This window comes from Chitinophaga cymbidii (genome assembly GCF_007992715.1).
Lineage (GTDB): Bacteria > Bacteroidota > Bacteroidia > Chitinophagales > Chitinophagaceae > Chitinophaga > Chitinophaga cymbidii.
Genome location: NZ_BKAU01000002.1, coordinates 146,195 through 162,639 on the forward strand (window position 1 = coordinate 146,195; position 16,445 = coordinate 162,639).

14 protein-coding genes are annotated in these 16,445 nt (G+C 54.1%); 6 read left to right on the top strand and 8 right to left on the bottom strand.

Going from position 1 to position 16,445, the window contains the following annotated elements; translation table 11 throughout:
- Positions 1-2: 2 nt before the first annotated feature.
- From CCY01nite_RS11625 to CCY01nite_RS11635, 3 genes are read left to right on the top strand one after another with little or no spacing between them, the layout of a single operon-like run.
- Positions 3-4,517, top strand: a complete 4,515-nt coding sequence (locus CCY01nite_RS11625) for an eCIS core domain-containing protein (protein ID WP_222614370.1) — start codon at positions 3-5, stop codon at positions 4,515-4,517.
- Positions 4,518-4,520: 3 nt separating this feature from the next.
- Complete coding sequence (locus CCY01nite_RS11630) at positions 4,521-5,063, top strand: hypothetical protein (protein WP_146861360.1); 543 nt, start codon at positions 4,521-4,523, stop codon at positions 5,061-5,063.
- A 44-nt stretch (positions 5,064-5,107) separates the two neighbouring features.
- The gene (locus CCY01nite_RS11635) at positions 5,108-6,988 is read left to right on the top strand and encodes a M1 family metallopeptidase (protein WP_146861363.1); all 1,881 of its coding nucleotides are present in this window, start codon (positions 5,108-5,110) and stop codon (positions 6,986-6,988) included.
- 74 nt (positions 6,989-7,062) lie between these two features.
- On the opposite strand, the gene CCY01nite_RS11640 is transcribed toward CCY01nite_RS11635, so the two are convergent.
- From CCY01nite_RS11640 to CCY01nite_RS11675, 8 genes are all read right to left on the bottom strand, one after another.
- Positions 7,063-8,067, bottom strand: a complete 1,005-nt coding sequence (locus CCY01nite_RS11640) for a patatin-like phospholipase family protein (RefSeq protein ID WP_146861366.1) — start codon at positions 8,065-8,067, stop codon at positions 7,063-7,065.
- An 18-nt stretch (positions 8,068-8,085) separates the two neighbouring features.
- On the bottom strand, positions 8,086-8,607 hold the full coding sequence (locus CCY01nite_RS11645; RefSeq protein ID WP_146861369.1) for a hypothetical protein: 522 nt from the start codon (positions 8,605-8,607) through the stop codon (positions 8,086-8,088).
- A gap of 118 nt (positions 8,608-8,725) precedes the next feature.
- Positions 8,726-9,286, bottom strand: coding sequence for a DinB family protein (locus CCY01nite_RS11650; protein ID WP_146861372.1), 561 nt, complete (start codon positions 9,284-9,286; stop codon positions 8,726-8,728).
- 26 nt (positions 9,287-9,312) lie between these two features.
- The gene (locus tag CCY01nite_RS11655; protein WP_146863565.1) at positions 9,313-9,522 is read right to left on the bottom strand and encodes a hypothetical protein; all 210 of its coding nucleotides are present in this window, start codon (positions 9,520-9,522) and stop codon (positions 9,313-9,315) included.
- A 43-nt stretch (positions 9,523-9,565) separates the two neighbouring features.
- Positions 9,566-9,970, bottom strand: a complete 405-nt coding sequence (locus CCY01nite_RS11660) for a hypothetical protein (protein ID WP_186831024.1) — start codon at positions 9,968-9,970, stop codon at positions 9,566-9,568.
- Positions 9,971-10,008: 38 nt separating this feature from the next.
- Positions 10,009-10,572 (bottom strand): RNA polymerase sigma factor, encoded by a 564-nt coding sequence (locus CCY01nite_RS11665; RefSeq protein WP_146861375.1) that lies wholly within the window; start codon positions 10,570-10,572, stop codon positions 10,009-10,011.
- A 149-nt stretch (positions 10,573-10,721) separates the two neighbouring features.
- Entirely contained in the window at positions 10,722-11,342 is a 621-nt protein-coding gene (gene rsmG / locus CCY01nite_RS11670; protein ID WP_146861378.1) for a 16S rRNA (guanine(527)-N(7))-methyltransferase RsmG, read from the bottom strand.
- 3 nt (positions 11,343-11,345) lie between these two features.
- Positions 11,346-12,485: a glycosyltransferase gene (locus CCY01nite_RS11675; protein ID WP_146861381.1), complete on the bottom strand. Its 1,140-nt coding sequence runs from the start codon at positions 12,483-12,485 to the stop codon at positions 11,346-11,348.
- Positions 12,486-12,584: 99 nt separating this feature from the next.
- Between CCY01nite_RS11675 and tgt the strand changes: the two genes are divergently transcribed.
- The 3 genes from tgt (at position 12,585) to CCY01nite_RS11690 (ending at position 16,329) form a co-directional block, all read left to right on the top strand.
- Positions 12,585-13,712, top strand: a complete 1,128-nt coding sequence (tgt, locus tag CCY01nite_RS11680) for a tRNA guanosine(34) transglycosylase Tgt (protein ID WP_146861384.1) — start codon at positions 12,585-12,587, stop codon at positions 13,710-13,712.
- 82 nt (positions 13,713-13,794) lie between these two features.
- Positions 13,795-14,874 (top strand): LptF/LptG family permease, encoded by a 1,080-nt coding sequence (locus tag CCY01nite_RS11685; RefSeq protein ID WP_146861387.1) that lies wholly within the window; start codon positions 13,795-13,797, stop codon positions 14,872-14,874.
- 129 nt (positions 14,875-15,003) lie between these two features.
- Positions 15,004-16,329 carry a citrate (Si)-synthase, eukaryotic gene (locus CCY01nite_RS11690; RefSeq protein ID WP_146861390.1) on the top strand — a complete coding sequence of 442 codons (1,326 nt, stop codon included), beginning with the start codon at positions 15,004-15,006 and terminating at the stop codon, positions 16,327-16,329.
- Positions 16,330-16,445 lie beyond the last annotated feature (116 nt).

Below are 16,445 nucleotides of genomic sequence, written 5' to 3' on the forward strand. Positions count from 1 at the left end.
TTGTGCAACCCAAACTGAAAGTAAGCCCGCCGGGCGATGCACTGGAAAGGGAAGCGGACCAGGTGGCAGACAAGGTCACACAGCCGTCGTTCTTCAAACCCGCCGCGCCGCCCGTACAGCGCGTTTGCGAACATTGCGCGGAAGAAGAAGAAAAGCTGCAGCGCGAGGAAGAAAGCGGGGAGGAGAATACCGTTTTCCTGCAGGCGAGCGGTGATGGCGATCCCGTGGTGAACGACGCCGCATCGCAGGCCATTGTACGGCGCAAAGGAAGCGGCGCGCCGCTTCCCGGCCCCACGAAAGATTTTATGGAAAGCCGCTTTTCCCGCAGCTTCGGGGACGTTCGGCTGCATACGGACGGAGAGGCCGCGCAGTTGTCTGACGGACTGAACGCCCAGGCATTCACACATGGCAGCGATATTTATTTCAATGCCGGTAAATTCGATCCCGGCTCTTCTTCCGGCCGGCACCTTCTCGCGCATGAGCTGACGCACGTGGTGCAGCAGAACGGCAATAACATCCACCGTGCCCCCAAGGAACCCGACCAGCAAAAACACCTGCAGGTATGGAAGAACGCCATGATACTGGAACACGCCTATACGAAAGTATGGGTAGACCATCTTTATCCCGGAACGCTGGTGAAAGGATATGTGCGGATAGAGCTGCTGAATATCCCCGCGGATGTGGCGAGTGAATTTCTGCCGCCCGATACGCCCGGCAGCGATCAGCGGGGATTGAAGCTGGATATGCCGGAAGAGGGTAAGGGCGGCGGGCTCCGGCTCGAAGGCCCGGAGTTCAATCCCCCGATAGAAGGAGAGCCGCCGCAGGAGCAACCGGAATTTTTTGAATTGTATGAAGAAAGGGGAGAACCTACCGGAAAGGAACCGGAGCCGCATACGACCATGCCCTCAGCGCCCGTAGCCAAAGGGAAAGGCGTAGTGCTCCGTATCACCCGCCGGATCAGCATCCATACCCGCAACCAGGTGAAAGCGAACATCGTGATGACGGCAGATACCGATCTGCCGAAGTCATTCAAATTTACCGCAGACAGCGGCACCGCCATCGTGGAAGAAGTACTCAACCAGGGCGTTTCCAATTCATCCATCTCCATACTTTTCAATCATACATTTCCCGGTGGCGATCCCGACAGCGCCGATCCCATCCATGATCAGCAGGTCACTTCCCTCAACAGCCTCATCGGAAAATATTCGCAGGACCTCGTGGGGATCGACATCCCGCCAAAACAGCAATATAATGCGGCCATCCACCTGCTGCTGACCTATGTGCCCTACGCCGCCATCGCATTGCAGGACAATTCAAGAAAGCTGAAGGATAAAGAAACCAAAACGCTGGAAGAAGCAGAAAAGCATATCCGCCGGCAAGGCAAATGGGACGGTATCACCGTGCAGTCTCCGGACGGGAAATTCCATACCTACCAGATGACGCAGATGGACATGTTCAACATCGTCAACGAGCTGCGTCTTAACGATGCGGCTAACAAAGTGCGGGTGCGGACGGTGGATGAAACCGTGACGGCCAAGAAGATCGTGCTGGATGGCAAGGAAATGGACATGGACGAAGTGGTGAACAATCTCTATTATCCAGATCCGATCACCGCGGGCGAAGGCAGGGGAAGAGCCGGTGGCGAAGCGATCATCTACCGGATGAAGAACAGTGGCTTTTATGCGCGTAAGCCCATCTCTCATGATGAAGCGATGACGTTGTGGGACAAGATCGATGATGACGTGGAATTCCCGGAAAGGCTGAAAGACTGCACGCAGCTGGAGGACGGCATTTTTGTGGCGCTCTATGTAAAAGGAACCGCTGAATATCATCATATCGATGGAAAGTATGTGGAAGGAAAGCTGTGGTTCAACAGGAACATCGATTACTTCGATCGCGATGTGACGGTCGTAGACCCTTCCAAGCCGGGTGACACCGGGGCGCCACCGCTCCTGCATTATCTCTACAACTCGCCCAACGGCGATAAGGTGCAGCAATACCTCGACGGGCAGCTGGACAAAGGCGTTTTACACGATACTTCCTTCCGCGATGTCATCAAGGATAAAAAATACCTGCAGAACGCGCTGACCTATGTGATGCTGAACAAGCTGATGACCGCGGGCAACCGGCTGGCGCTGGACGTGGTGACCAAAGCACATGCGGGCCTTAAAATGCTGGAGGACGATGAAGATGCATTCCGCGCGTTCATCATCCGTTTCCCGGACATGAGCGCGAAAGATCAGGCCGAAGCATTGACGATGCTGGGCGTGGAAGAAGATAAACGCGACTACTACCGCAAAGTGCTGGCGGATAAGGAAACGGCCTACCAGATCGCTTTCGGGATAAAGGTGAAAACGGTAGGCATGGAACCGCTCCGCTCGGGCCTTAAAACGATCACGAAAGAGTTGGCGACGGTGAAAGAGCAGATCAGCGCAGGCCAGCTGAACGCATTGATGATCGATGGCGATTTCGGAAAAGTGATCCGTGAAAGGGTGTACCAGGACTTCGGGTTCACCCGGCTCACAGCGGACAGCTTCCCGCACAGGGACCAGACCACCGGCCTGTTCCCCACGGCGCTGTCAGGCAACGCGATGGACTATTCAGGGTTGTACGAGCAGATATATGCCAATTATGCTGCGCACAGCGCCAATGCTTCCGTTGTAATAAAAGTGGCGGCTATCACCGCTATGGCATTGGTGACGGCGGCGATCGTGATCCTTTCCGGCGGCATCGGCGCGGGTGTGGCGGCGGTGTTCTTCACGGAGGGAACGGCCGCATTCATGGTTACTTCCGTGGCGGTATCCGCGCTTTCCATGACGATCATGGGCGAGGCGTTCAGCCAGGCGCTCGGCGCCGCGGGCATCGGGCAGGGCGGCGCCCTGGGCAAGGAAGGCGGCATAAAGGAACTTGGGAAGGCATTCCTCGAAAACCTTGCGCTGTCGTTCATCTTTTCCGGCATCGGCCGCGTTATGAAGAATGCGGGGGCCGTCTGGAGGATTTCCGTAACCGGCGGCGCATTCATCGGGTACAGCCTTGGCCGCCGCATAGTCACCGGCCAGGGATTGCCGGAAGGAGAGGAGATACCGCTGTTCATCTACGAGCAACTGGTGACGCTGGCCGCCATTGAAGCCGGCGGCGTACTCGCCAGAACGCTCACGGAAGGCATGTACACCGTTGGCCTTTCCGCCAGGGTAGGCATCATCAACAAAAAGATCACGGTGCTGAGAGGAGAGATCAGTTCCTCACAAACGAAGCTGGCGGAACTGCTTGCAAAAGGAGATACGGATACGCCCACCAAAGTGAAGTTCCTCAGCGAACAACGGGTATTGCTGGAAAAATATGCGGGCATCCTCCGTGAAATAAAAGCGGCCAAAGACGTGCAGTACGAAAGGGATGTGGACAGCGAGCTGCTCAAAGTAGAATCTGCGATAGAGAAGATAAAGATCGTGGAGTTCCAGCAGAAGATCGGCTTTAAGCAGAACGCATTTGCCGGCGACCGGATCAGCTACAAACCCGGCAATAAAGCCGTGAAGGATATCAAGGAGTACTATGGGGAAGAAAATGTGACAGGTCCGGATGCGGACGGCATGCTGAAAGTGAAGACGCCGGATGGACGGGAGCTTACCTTCTATCCCGAAACCAAAGAAAAACAGGTCAACCGCTCCATCCTCGAAAGGCCCGCTACAAAACTCGAACCCGATGTTCCGCATTCGGTGGACGTACAGTGGAACAATATTGATAGCACACGCGGCCTGATCATCCTGAAAGGCAGCACGGATGTAAGTACGGCGAAAGACTTCTGGAACGAGACCGGTCCCAATATGTACGACCAGGTATATGCCGGCGAGTACTACATCAAATATGAAACCACGCAGGGCCGCCTGCTGATCGGTGAAATTCAGTCCGGCCGCATACTCGGGTTCTATCTCGATGAAGGACGGCTTTATCCCACGAAATATACCAAAACGCTCGTGAACGACCCGATGAAAGACATGGGGATAGCGGTGGAGAAATTGATGCGCTATCATGGCCTGAAAGACCAGAGCGTGCCGCTCACCGGCAACTTCTCCAGCAAGGCCAGCATTGTGGCGCATCCCGACAAAACCACCACCATTCTCGGCGCGTATGTCGCACAGGATGGAAAGATCACCTATACGGACATGCCGCAGCTGTTCGATAATTTCGGCAACCTGAAAACAGCGGATTTCGGTGCAAAAAAAGGCGGATTCAATGTGCTGAACGTTGGCGAAGGGTTCTATGAGCCCGGTACTTTCTTCCAGAAATACAACCGCCCCTGGCTGGAAGAAGCCATCAAACGCGATGACATATTCTATGTGGCCACCGATCCGAAGAAGGAAATATTTATATTTGAAAGGGACAAGGGAACCGGCGACTGGGTGTACACCGATCCTCCCGCCAACACCGTGCGCAAGCGCACCGGCTTTGGAAAGGAAGTGCAGATACTGGAACAGAACGGTTATACTTATGATCCCGCCACGAAAACGTATAAAAAATAGACTATGCACGCAGGATATGCATCTTTCCCGGACGATGTAAAAGAGATCTGGCAGGATATCATCACGCAATACCATTTTACCGCTTCGCGGGAAGAGGAGGACGTGGTGGTGCTGCGGAACGAACACACGGAAATTGTGCTCACCGCATTGGAAGATGCCATGAATGCATCCCTGAAAGCGGAAGGGAAATATATCAATGTGGTGGAATGGGTCTATATGGCCGATCAGCGCGCGTACCTGGTGTGGAAGGAGCAGACAGATCACGCGGTGCAGGGAAAGGCGCGGGAAGCATTCTACCAGGCATACCTGCGTCAGCTTAAAACACTGACGGAACAATATTTTACCGGCCTGATGGAATCCGGCGCTGTTCCGCGTTCCGAAGCCTATGATCACATGACGCAGAACCGGAAAGCAGCCGAATCAAAATTCGAGCGCGCCTGGAAAGGATTGCAGGGGCTCGACCTGCAACACCCCGTACGCCAGAAATATCTGCGCGATGATCCCGGCTGGGTGGACGATATGATCCGCCTGATGGATGAGGACTAGAAAATAAATTCACTATTTTCGTCCTTTATCCAACGATCTGAACTATGAGAAAATCTTTCTTCCCGGCAGTTTTGCTCCTGTTGGGGACTACGGTTGCAACAGCCCAGCCCGACCGCTGGCAGCAGCGCGTGAAGTACAAAATGGATATCCGCATGGACGTGCAGACGCACCGGTTTACCGGCAAACAGCGGCTGGAATACACCAACAACTCGCCGGATACCCTGTTCCGTGTATATTACCACCTCTACTGGAATGCCTTTCAGCCCGGCAGCATGATGGACGTGCGCAGCCAGGAGCTGGGGAAAACGGTGCTCGGGAAGGACGCGAAAGGAAATACGCGCTATGACTGGGATGCCCGTGTAACAGATCGCATTTCAAAGCTCCAGCCCGATGAGATCGGCTACCAGAAAGTGAACTCCCTGAAAATGAACGGCCACCAGCAGGCGTACAGAACGGAAGAAACGATCCTGGTCGTGGAGCTGGACAGGCCCATCCTGCCTAAAAGCAGAGTGGTGTTCGACATGGAATTTGAATCGCAGGTGCCCGTGCAGATCCGCCGCAGCGGCCGGAACAACAAGGAGGGGATCGATTACTCCATGGCGCAGTGGTACCCCAAGCTCTGCGAATATGACCAGGAAGGCTGGCATCCCACGCCCTATATCGCCCGTGAATTTTACGGCGTTTGGGGTGATTTTGACGTTAGCATCACCATCGATAAAAAATATGTGCTGGCCGGCACCGGTTATCTGCAAAACCCGAACGCCATCGGGCACGGCTACGAAAGCGCCGGCACAAAAGTGGTGGCCCCGCAGGGCGGCACGCTTACCTGGCGCTTCCTCGCTCCCAATGTGCATGATTTCGTATGGGCCGCAGACCCGTCCTACAAGCATATCAAAAAGCAGGTAGATGGTTTCACCGCGCATTTCTTTTATCTTGAAAATGATACTACCCGCCAGACCTGGCCGCAGCTGGCGGAAATGATACCTAACGCATACGCCTATATCAGAAAGCATTTCGGCGCTTATCCCTACAAGCAATATTCGTTCATACAGGGCGGCGACGGCGGAATGGAATACCCGATGGCTACGCTCATCATGGGCAACGGCAAGATGAACGGCCTGTACGGCGTAGCCATTCATGAATGGATGCACAGCTGGTACCAGGGCATGCTGGCGACTAATGAAAGCCTCTATCCCTGGATGGACGAAGGTTTCACCACCTTCGCGGAAGACAATACGATCGGCAACACCGTGGATTCCCTGCAGGGCCGCTGGCACCTGGCCTCCGCGTACCGTTCCTATTTCTCCCTGGTGAGAAGCGGGTATGAAGAGCCCATGAGCACACATTCCGATCATTACAGCAGCAACTACGGGTATGGCGCCAGCGCGTATTCAAAAGGCGCGGTGTTCCTGGAGCAGCTGGGCTATGTGATCGGCGCGAAACAGCGGGATGCGGGGCTGCTAAGGTATTACCGCGACTGGCGCTTCAAGCATCCCAATGCACATGATTTCATCCGCGTGATGGAAAAGGAAAGCGGGCTGCAGCTGGACTGGTACCTGCAATACATGATGAACACTACCAAGCATATCGATTACGCACTGGACAGCGTTTACCAGAACGCGGATGGTAAAGCGGTGGTGCTCCTGCGCCGGACAGGCGAGTTCCCGATGCCGGTAGATCTGCAGATTGAATTGTCCAACGGCAGCAAGGAGATGCATTATGTTCCGCTGACGCTGATGTTCGGCGGCAAGCAGAACGAAACGCCGTCTGTGAAATGGGTGGTGCATGACGGATGGAAGTGGACGCATCCAACGTATACGGTTACACTGGATGTGCCGTTGTCGGAGGTGAAGAGTGTGGAGATCGATCCGAGCATGCGACTGGCGGATGTGGACAGGAGTAATAATAAGGTTGTCAGTCAGTAAAAGTATAATAGTGAAAGCGTCCCGAACGGGGCGCTTTCTTATTGGAAGAAAACTTCTTCCAAACCAGCTCCGATTTACAAACTTTCAAAATACTTCCTCGCCACTTCCTCCCCATATGCCACCATCTTCTTCATCTCCGCAGGATTGAAGGTAAGCCCGCCGGGCCCGCCGCCAAGGGGCTTCTCCGGGCGGATGATGTGCAGCTTCAGATCAGATTTACCAACAAAGGGATTTTCAAAAGGAATATCAAAAAACGCTTCTATCTCCTTTGTCTTCATACCCGCCGATCTCATTTTTGATTTTACGGCCTTGAGATATTGCAGGCTGCGGTTGATGAACTTTGGCATCTTCAGGTCGTTGATCGCAACGTCCATGGTGAACCAGTCGAGCGTCTGCTGCAGTATTTCGAAAGGGCTTTTGAAATGATGATCGTCCACGTCCGGTGTTTCCGGCGTCAGCAGGATGGCGTAGATCTCTGTGGCGCCGGTGTCTATCGCCAGATCGATGGGCGCATATTCCCGCAGGCCCCCGTCCACATACTGCCATCTTTCCGATTCCACCACCTGGTACGGTGGCATGAACACCGGCTGGCAGGAAGAGGCGAACATCGCACGGCGGAAGGTGCCCGCGTCATGCACCTGTATCACATCATAGTCCGGCGAGGTCATAGGCAGGTCGTTGTTCGTAAAGTAAACGATCCTGCCGGTTTGCAGGCAGACGGTGGTGAGATATACTGCTCTTTTGCTTTGCAGCAGGGAGTTGTAGAACTGATCGGTATACGTGTTCTTGATGAGCAGGCTGAGCGGCTGCGCATCGAAGAGGGAGTAGGCGTCTTTGCTGGCGAAGCGGTTGATGACGTTGCCGGTGTGGATGATGTCGCTGGTGACGTGGGTGGTGTAGAGTTTTTCCAGCAGGTTGATCTCGCCGATCGCCGCCATGGGAATGATGAGAGAACCGGTACTGGTGCCGCAAAGGGTATCGAATTTAATTTTGGGAGTGGCGGCCATATATTTCAGCACGCCTACGGCAAAGGCTCCTTTGGAGCCGCCACCGCTGATAACAAGGGCTGTTTTGCTCATGATGGATGCGTTTTTGGGTTACAGATCGGGTGGCGGAGCTATCTTTTTTCTGAACAGGTGCAGGCCGAGGGTGCCCTGGAACCACCAGTTGTTCAGCATGTAATCGCGGTGCGTTTTAACGGATATCGTGGCCATGGTACCGATCTCCGCGGTAAGCCCCCCGCCGGCCAGCCGCTGGTCTTTCGTGCCCCAGAGGTGTTCGCCCACCAGTTGCACATTGAATACCGTACTTTCCAGCACTTTCGGGCCGTTCCATAGCAGCAGCGACAGGCGGCCGCCGCCGATGCCGTAGAAGCGTTTGTTGGTGAAAGCGCTGCCGCCGGTCACGCCCGCGCGCAGTCGCCCGGGTACAACGGTGATTTGCGGGGAGAAAGCCAGTGTGGCAAGATAGAGGTCCGGCGATGCGGACAATGCGGTCACAGCACCCTGGCCTAGCTCGAGGGGGAAGATCCATCCTCTCGCAAACTCGCTCTGGGCGGTACTTCGGACTGCCATGCAAAGCAGCAGCCCTCCTAACAGCAGGGAATGTTTGTACTTCATGGAATTAACATTGGCGGCGCAGCAGGCGCTTGCTGAAAATCTTTTGGGGTAGCCTGATGCGGTCCGGTGATGAAATGGGGTTAATTATCTTCCTGAAGTTACGACAATCATGGGAAAATCAGAACAAAGCCCGCTCGAGCTGTTCAGACCACGAAGGGTTTCTCTGCTCGCGCTGTTCCAGCGTTTGCAGGTGATGCTGATTATGGTAGGCGGTGAAATATAGCACTTCGCGGATGGTCATCCTGCCCAGGAGCGGATGCGGTACCTGGTATTTGTCCAGGTCTTCTTCCGTCCACTGTTCGATCTGCTGCAACAATCTTTCTTTCTGCTGATGGAACTGCAATTGCAGGATGCCGCGTTGTTCCGCTTCCGTTACCGGAGGGATGTAGGGCCTTGCCGCTACGCCGCCGTGCTGCAATACCTGTCTGTAAGATTCCGCCACCTGCTCGTAAGAACGGGAGCGGGATACGGGTTTGCCAAAGAAACGAAGCAGTATTTTAGGCAGGCCCATGGCGGTGTTCACCGGTTTGGCGCTGCGGATGAGATGGTCCAGTTGCTGCCCGGCCGACCACTTTCCTTCGGGAGAAACGATGAAGCGGTGATCTGAAAGGGTATCTGTGAATGAGGTGAAGTCTGTAAAGCTTTTCTCCAATATGGTTTTAATGGTTTCTTTGTTCATAAGGTTTTTCTGTTAGCCGTTAGTGATCATTCCAGTACTTCGCACTGGAACCCCTGTTGTTTGACGAAGCTGATGATGTGATGTTCATCCACTTTCATGTCTACGATGCGTAATACTTTATCACAATCCTCGATATCCACGTTGCAGGAGGTTACGTCAAAGTTATTGCAAATTGCCCTGATAACGAGATTTCGTTCGTGATAGGTGCCGATATTGGTTTTGAAGATGCCGATCATAGCACTTGGGTTTAGGTAAAGCATAAAGTCAGGTTTCAGATGATCAGTTTTTGGGTTGTTCTTCGTCTTTATTTTCGTTGTCGCCGGGATTTTCTTCCCGGGGGGATTTCCATCCTCCCCAGCGTCCGCCCATGCAGCGGGACAGCTGGTCTTTCATGCGTTCTTTTTCTTCCGGCGTCATGTGGCCCATCCGGGCTTCCCAGTGCTCCCGCCATTTTCTCTTTTTGCCGGCCCATCCGCCTTCATGGTGTTTATGGGGAAAGCCGAGCAGCAGCTTGCACAACAGCAGCAATCCGAGCGCCTGCCAGAAAGTGATCACCGGTCCCGCGAACAGCTCGGGTATGAGCCAGTTCCAGAGCAGCATGGTGCCATAGCCCAGGAGGAGGGCGCAGAGCGCCACCATCATCAGAATGGCAAAGACTTTCCAGACAATACGTTTCTTTTTCATCGTTTTAATTTTTTAGTGACCCGATAAGATCAGTTGTTTTAATCATTCAGTAATTCCCGGTAGACCTGCGAAAGCCTCTCCCGCAGGTAAAGCACGGCGTAACGTTTGCGGGACAGCAGGGTGTTGACCGAGATCCCTGTTTCTGCTGCAATCTCCTTGAATGAGCGCCCCTCTACCTCGTGTTGCAGAAAAACATAACGTTGTTCCTCCGGCAGCTCATCCGTTGCTTCCATGATCGCTTCCGACATGATCTTGCGCAGCAGCGGTTCGTCCGTCTGCGCCGAAGTGTCCGGCAGGATGTCTGAAAGGTACAGCGGGCCGTCGCCTTCCGCGGAAGGCAGCATGGTATCGGAGAAGCGGTCTTCCCGCTTTTTCCGGAACCAGTCCGTAATGCGGTTGCGCGTCACCGCAAAGAGCCAGCCGGTGAGCGAGTCGATATCCGTTCCCAGGCGCAGGTATTGGGTGAACTGGAATAGCACATCCTGCAGGATGTCTTCCGCATCGGCCACATTATCCACCCGTTTCCGGATGAAATGCAGGAGCCGTTTGCGTTCCTTTTCCACCGTTTGCTTAATGCGTTCGTTTTGTTCCGCTGCTGCCATGGATTTTTGTATGGAAAGCCACTCGTTCATCTTAATTAGGTAGACGAACCAGTGAATTGCATATTGTAAAGGTGCAGAATATTTTTGCTGAATTGTTGCCAACTGCACGGAAATCGTTCAGTATCAGCGGGAAATGACGGGTATAGGGGTTATTTTACGGCTACAACAAACTTCTCCATAAAGTATTCCTCCGGGAATATCTTATGGATATTGACCATCTTGGGCCGGCAGCCGCTTTCCGAAATCTCCTGCGCCAGGTCGCCTCCCTTGAGGCAGATCAGTCCGGACGGCCGCTCCGCCGGCGCCCCCTTTTTCACCAGGGGCTTGCTCCACCGCCAGAGGTCCTTCAGCGGCGCCACCGCGCGGGACACCACCAGGTCAAACTTGCGGTTCTTAATATCTTCCACGCGGGAGTGGGCGGTAGTCACGTTCGTGAGGTTCAGCGCTTCCGCAACGGCCTCCACCACCTTGATCTTTTTACCGATAGAATCTACGAGGTGGAATTGCACTTCCGGGAAGAAAATGGCTAGCGGAATGCCGGGAAATCCTCCGCCGGTGCCCAAATCGAGCACCTGCATGCCCGCCGGCAGCTCGGCCACCGCGGCAATAGCCAGGGAATGCAAAACGTGTTTCTCGTAAAGCGCGTCAATATCCTTGCGGGAAATGACGTTGATCTTTTCGTTCCATTCCCTGTACAACGGCGCCAGTGTGCTGAACTGGTCCAGCTGCTTCGGTGTAAAATCGCTGAAATATTTTAATACAACCTCCATCGCTTATTTCCACTTCGTTCTTCCTTTATTGAAGAACAATGCGGGCGTGAAGATAATATAATATAGGAACATGAGAATGTCCATCAGCCCCGCATACCAGAATAAATCCTTCTCGTCCAGCCGTTTGAGCGCCAGGTACGTGATCACGGACTGCACCAGTATTTTGCCGCCAAGAATGTACAGGGTGATCAGCAGCATGGGCGGATAAAACAGCGCCGCCACCAGCGCGGGATAGAACAGGAAGTGGGAAAGGGAGAACAGGCCGAGCAGGAATTTGTGCCCGAACTTGTAATGCTTGCCGGTGGACATATGGCGGGTCTTCTGGTTAAACCAGTGTTTCCATTTCGTCTTCGGCTCGGAGTAGGCAAAGGCCAGCTTGTTGATCACCACGCCCACGTTACCGCCGTTGGCCGCGCGGTTCACGAACAGGTCGTCATCGCCGGAAGCGAGGTTCTGGTGCGCGGTGAATCCCTTATGCCGGAAGAACAATTCCTTTTTGTAAGCCAGGTTCCGCCCCACGCCCATGTAAGGGACGCCGGACAGGGCGAAGGAAAGGTATTGCAATGCGGAAAAATAGGTTTCGTAACGGATCACCTTGTTCAGGAAGCCCGGCTTTTTATAATAAGGCCCGTAGCCGAGCACGATCTCCTTGCCGTTCCGGAACCCCTGCGCCATTAAAGACAGCCAGTAAATGCTGCCCGGCTTGCAGTCCGCGTCCGTCAACACCACGGTATCATATTGCGCGCCCTTGATGCCGATGGACAAAGGGTATTTCTTGCCCGGAATGAATTGCGCCGTTTGCTTGATCTCGATATGACGGTAATGGGAATAGCCTTTTTCGATGGATGCCAGGTAATATTTGGAATCATCTTCGGAGTTGTCGTTCACCACGATCACTTCATAGGCCGGGTCCTGCTGCCGGTGATAGCGCTGCTGCAGCACCGTTGGCAGGTTTTTCGGCAGGCTGCGTTCTTCGTTCTTCGCGCAGATGATAACGGACAGCTGTTCTTCCGGAGGGTGTTCTTCCTCAAATTTCCGCTTGTAAAAAGCCACTCTTGAAAAGAAGATCAGGTAGTAAAGCACCTGTATACCCGCGGTAGCGGCGAAGCAATAGAAAATGATAATCCCCGGATTGTCTGACATAAGGGGCAAAAATATATGTTTTTAATTATGTATGTAAGGTTGTGGAAAAATTACCTCCCCAATATTCAATACCTTTGCCCCCTGAAAAAATCCGATGTCTTGAATTTCGATCTGATCACCACCGATCCCTCCGGGGCCAGGGCCGGCGTTATCACCACCGCCCACGGCGCCATACAAACGCCCATATTCATGCCGGTAGGCACCGTGGGCAGCGTGAAAGCCGTTACCCAGGAGCAGCTGCGCCAGGATATCAACGCGCAGATCATCCTCGGCAACACCTATCACCTCTATCTCCGCCCCGGTATGGACGTGCTGCGGGAAGCCGGCGGTTTACATAAATTTAACGGATGGGAGCGGCCGATACTGACGGACAGCGGTGGCTACCAGGTGTTCTCTCTCGCCGCCAACCGGAAGATAAAGGAGGAAGGTGTGGTGTTCCAGAGCCACATCGACGGCAGCCGGCACCTTTTCACGCCCGAAAACGTGATGGACATCCAGCGGACCATCGGGGCGGACATCATCATGGCGTTCGATGAATGCCCTCCTTACCCGAGCGAGTACCGCTACGCCAAAAAAAGCATGGAGCTGACGCACCGGTGGCTGGACCGCTGTATCAAACGGCTGAACGAAACTTCGCCGGCCTACGGTCATGAACAAACGCTGTTTCCCATCGTGCAGGGAAGCACCTATAAAGATCTCCGCAAAATATCCGCCGAGGCGATCGCCGCCCGCAACTGCGCGGGCAATGCCATCGGGGGCCTGAGCGTGGGGGAGCCGGAAGCGGAGATGTACGAAATGTGCGGCCTGGTCACGGAAATACTGCCCAAAGAAAAGCCCCGCTACCTGATGGGCGTGGGCACTCCCTGGAACATCCTTGAAAATATTGAGCTGGGTATTGATATGTTCGACTGCGTGATGCCTACCCGCAATGGCCGCAACGGCATGCTGTTCACCTGGAACGGCGTGATCAACATCCGCAATAAAAAATGGGCGGCGGATTTTTCGCCGGTGGATGAAATGAATCCCTGCGATGCCAGCCGGAACTACTCAAAAGCATACCTGCGGCACCTTTTCGTGGCGGGCGAGTTCCTCGGGCTCACCCTCGCCAGCATTCATAACCTCTGCTTTTACCTGGACCTGGTGAAGGCTGCAAGGGAACAGATACTGCAGGGAACTTACGGCGCCTGGAAGCAGCGCATGATACCGCAGCTGAAAACAAGGCTGTAACAACACAATGTTAAAATTGCACATCATACGATAATATTGCATATTTGATGCGGCAGGAACATTAGTTTTGGCAATAATTTATATGAAGAAGATCGACTGGTACATATTTCGCAAGTTCGTCGGCACTTTCGTCTATTCCCTGATGATCCTGCTGGTGATCTCGGTGGTGATAGACATCACGGAAAAGATCGATGACTTTATGACGCACAGCCTTTCCTTCTGGTTCGTGCTGACGAATTATTACATCGGCTTCATTCCGCATATTGCGGCATTGCTGTTTCCCCTGTTCATCTTCATCTCGGTTATTTTCTTCACTTCCAAGATGGCCTACAGAACGGAGATCGTAGCCATCCTGAGCAGTGGCGTGAGCTTCCGCCGTTTCCTGCGCCCTTACTGGGTGGGGGCGGCGCTTTTTGCCGGCATCCTCTGGGCCGCGAACCAGTACGTGGTGCCGGTAGCCAACCGCATCCGCACATCGTTCGAGAACAAATACGTAAGCAGGCCGAAGACCGCCGAGGCCATGCGCAACAAAACGTTGCGGATAGACAGCGTGCGTTATATCACCTTTGACTATTACGATCCCAACTACAAGACCGGCTCCGACTTCACCATGCAAACCATCGAGGGGCAGCAGGTGAAATACAAGCTCCGCGCGGAAAGGGTGGTATGGGATTCCGTGGGCCGCTCCTGGAAGCTGGAATATATTACCGAACGCACGATCGACGGCCTGCGGGAAAAGCTGACCTCGAAACAGGATTCCGTGCTGAAGATACCGCTGCATCCCTCCGAGCTGATCGAGGAAAAGAACCGGCAGGAAGGGATGACCACGCCGGAGCTGAACCGCTACCTGGAAAGGGAAGAGCTGCGGGGCGCGGAAGGGCTGAGCGTGTATTACGTGGAAAAATACCGGCGTACCTCCGCGGCTGTGGCTGTTGTTATACTCGTGCTCATCGGCGCGATCATTTCTAGCCGTAAAGTTCGTGGCGGGAGCGGCCTGCACCTCGCATTGGGGATCGTGATCAGCGCATCATATATTTTATTTTTACAATTCTCCACTGTATTCGCCACGAAAGCAGACCTGAACCCGCTGCTGGCGGCCTGGATACCCAATTTCCTGTTCGGCGCGCTGGCCTTCTGGCTGTATCTGCGCGCACCAAAATAATCGCATTTTTTCGCAAAAAATGGCTGAAATAATACGTTAAATCTGCATGCAGGGATACTGTTTATGCGATTAATCGTTACTTTTGTCTATTGATCGAATTCGTTAATTTTTCTAAATCATTGCGGGAAAATGAGTTATATAAAAGAGAAATTCAAGGCAAAGGCAGATGAGCTGAGCGCAGAAGTTAAGGACCTGCTCAAGAATCATGGCACAAAGAAAATAGATGAGGTGACTGTGGCGCAGGCCTACCAGGGGATGCGCGGGATCACAGGACTGGTGACTGAAACCTCGCTGCTGGATGCGAATGAGGGTATCCGTTTCCGTGGGTATTCCATTCCTGAACTGCGCGAGCATCTTCCGAAAGCCCCGGGCGGCCAGGAACCCCTGCCCGAAGGTCTGTTCTACCTCATGCTGATCGGTGAGCTGCCGACAGAAGCGGACGTACAGAACCTGAGCAGCGTGCTGAGCCGCCGCTCACACGTGCCGAACCATGTGTTTGACGCCATCGAAGCATTGCCTGTTTCCACTCACCCCATGACCATGTTCACCGTGGCCGTGATGGCCCTGCAAACCGAATCCGTGTTTGCAAAAGCGTATGCTGACGGTATGAGCAAAAAAGATTACTGGAGCTACATGTATGAAGATTCGCTGAATCTCATCGCGCGCCTCCCCCGCATCGCAGCGTATATCTACCGCCGCAAATACAAGAACGGCGACCACATACAACCGGACGGCATGTTGGACTGGGCCGCCAACTTCGCGCACATGCTCGGCTACCGGAATGAAGATTTCAAGGAACTGATGCGCCTGTACATGGTGATCCACGCCGACCACGAAGGTGGTAACGTGAGCGCACACACGACGCACCTCGTAGGCTCCGCGCTCAGCGACGCCTACCTGTCATTCGCCGCCGGACTGAACGGTCTTGCCGGCCCCCTGCACGGCCTCGCCAACCAGGAAGTGATCAAATGGATACTGGACATGCGCGAAGAACTCGGCGGCGGCATGCCGGACAAAGCGCAGATCGAAGCATACGTGAAGAAGACCCTTGCCGAAGGCAAAGTGGTGCCGGGTTATGGCCATGCCGTACTCCGCAAGACCGATCCCCGCTTCACCGCGCAGATGGAGTTCGCAAAGAAACACCTGCCCGATGAAGAGCTCGTGCGCATCGTATGGCTCGTGTATGAAACAGTGCCCGATATCCTGAAAGATCTCGGCAAGGTGAAAAACCCCTGGCCTAACGTAGACGCCCATTCCGGCGCGCTGCTCGTGCATTACGGCCTGGTGGAATATGAATTTTACACCGTGCTGTTCGGCGTTTCCCGCGCCCTCGGCGTACTCGCCTCCCTCTGCTGGGACCGCGCCCTCGGCCTGTCGCTCGAAAGACCGAAATCCGTTACCTCCGAATGGATGAAACTGTTCGTGGAAGGTAAGGTAGAAGCCATCGCAGAATAGATTGACCGCATCATATTTGTAAAGCAAACAGTCGCCCCGGCTGTTTGCTTTTTTTTAGGAACAGGCGTCCCGCTGTGCTCCCACGCCTCACACCCTGTTGCCTTTCTTTCCGAAAA

Excerpts from the sequence above, each read along its gene's own strand:
- CCY01nite_RS11635 (WP_146861363.1), top strand. The coding sequence starts at position 5,108 with ATGAGAAAATCTTTCTTCCCGGCAGTTTTGCTCCTGTTGGGGACTACG.
- CCY01nite_RS11660 (WP_186831024.1), bottom strand. The coding sequence starts at position 9,970 with ATGAAAAAGAAACGTATTGTCTGGAAAGTCTTTGCCATTCTGATGATG.
- CCY01nite_RS11640 (WP_146861366.1), bottom strand. The coding sequence starts at position 8,067 with ATGAGCAAAACAGCCCTTGTTATCAGCGGTGGCGGCTCCAAAGGAGCC.
- CCY01nite_RS11630 (WP_146861360.1), top strand. The coding sequence starts at position 4,521 with ATGCACGCAGGATATGCATCTTTCCCGGACGATGTAAAAGAGATCTGG.
- CCY01nite_RS11690 (WP_146861390.1), top strand. The coding sequence starts at position 15,004 with ATGAGTTATATAAAAGAGAAATTCAAGGCAAAGGCAGATGAGCTGAGC.
- CCY01nite_RS11665 (WP_146861375.1), bottom strand. The coding sequence starts at position 10,572 with ATGGCAGCAGCGGAACAAAACGAACGCATTAAGCAAACGGTGGAAAAG.
- CCY01nite_RS11655 (WP_146863565.1), bottom strand. The coding sequence starts at position 9,522 with ATGATCGGCATCTTCAAAACCAATATCGGCACCTATCACGAACGAAAT.
- CCY01nite_RS11675 (WP_146861381.1), bottom strand. The coding sequence starts at position 12,485 with ATGTCAGACAATCCGGGGATTATCATTTTCTATTGCTTCGCCGCTACC.
- CCY01nite_RS11650 (WP_146861372.1), bottom strand. The coding sequence starts at position 9,286 with ATGAACAAAGAAACCATTAAAACCATATTGGAGAAAAGCTTTACAGAC.
- CCY01nite_RS11645 (WP_146861369.1), bottom strand. The coding sequence starts at position 8,607 with ATGAAGTACAAACATTCCCTGCTGTTAGGAGGGCTGCTGCTTTGCATG.
- CCY01nite_RS11685 (WP_146861387.1), top strand. The coding sequence starts at position 13,795 with ATGAAGAAGATCGACTGGTACATATTTCGCAAGTTCGTCGGCACTTTC.
- rsmG (WP_146861378.1), bottom strand. The coding sequence starts at position 11,342 with ATGGAGGTTGTATTAAAATATTTCAGCGATTTTACACCGAAGCAGCTG.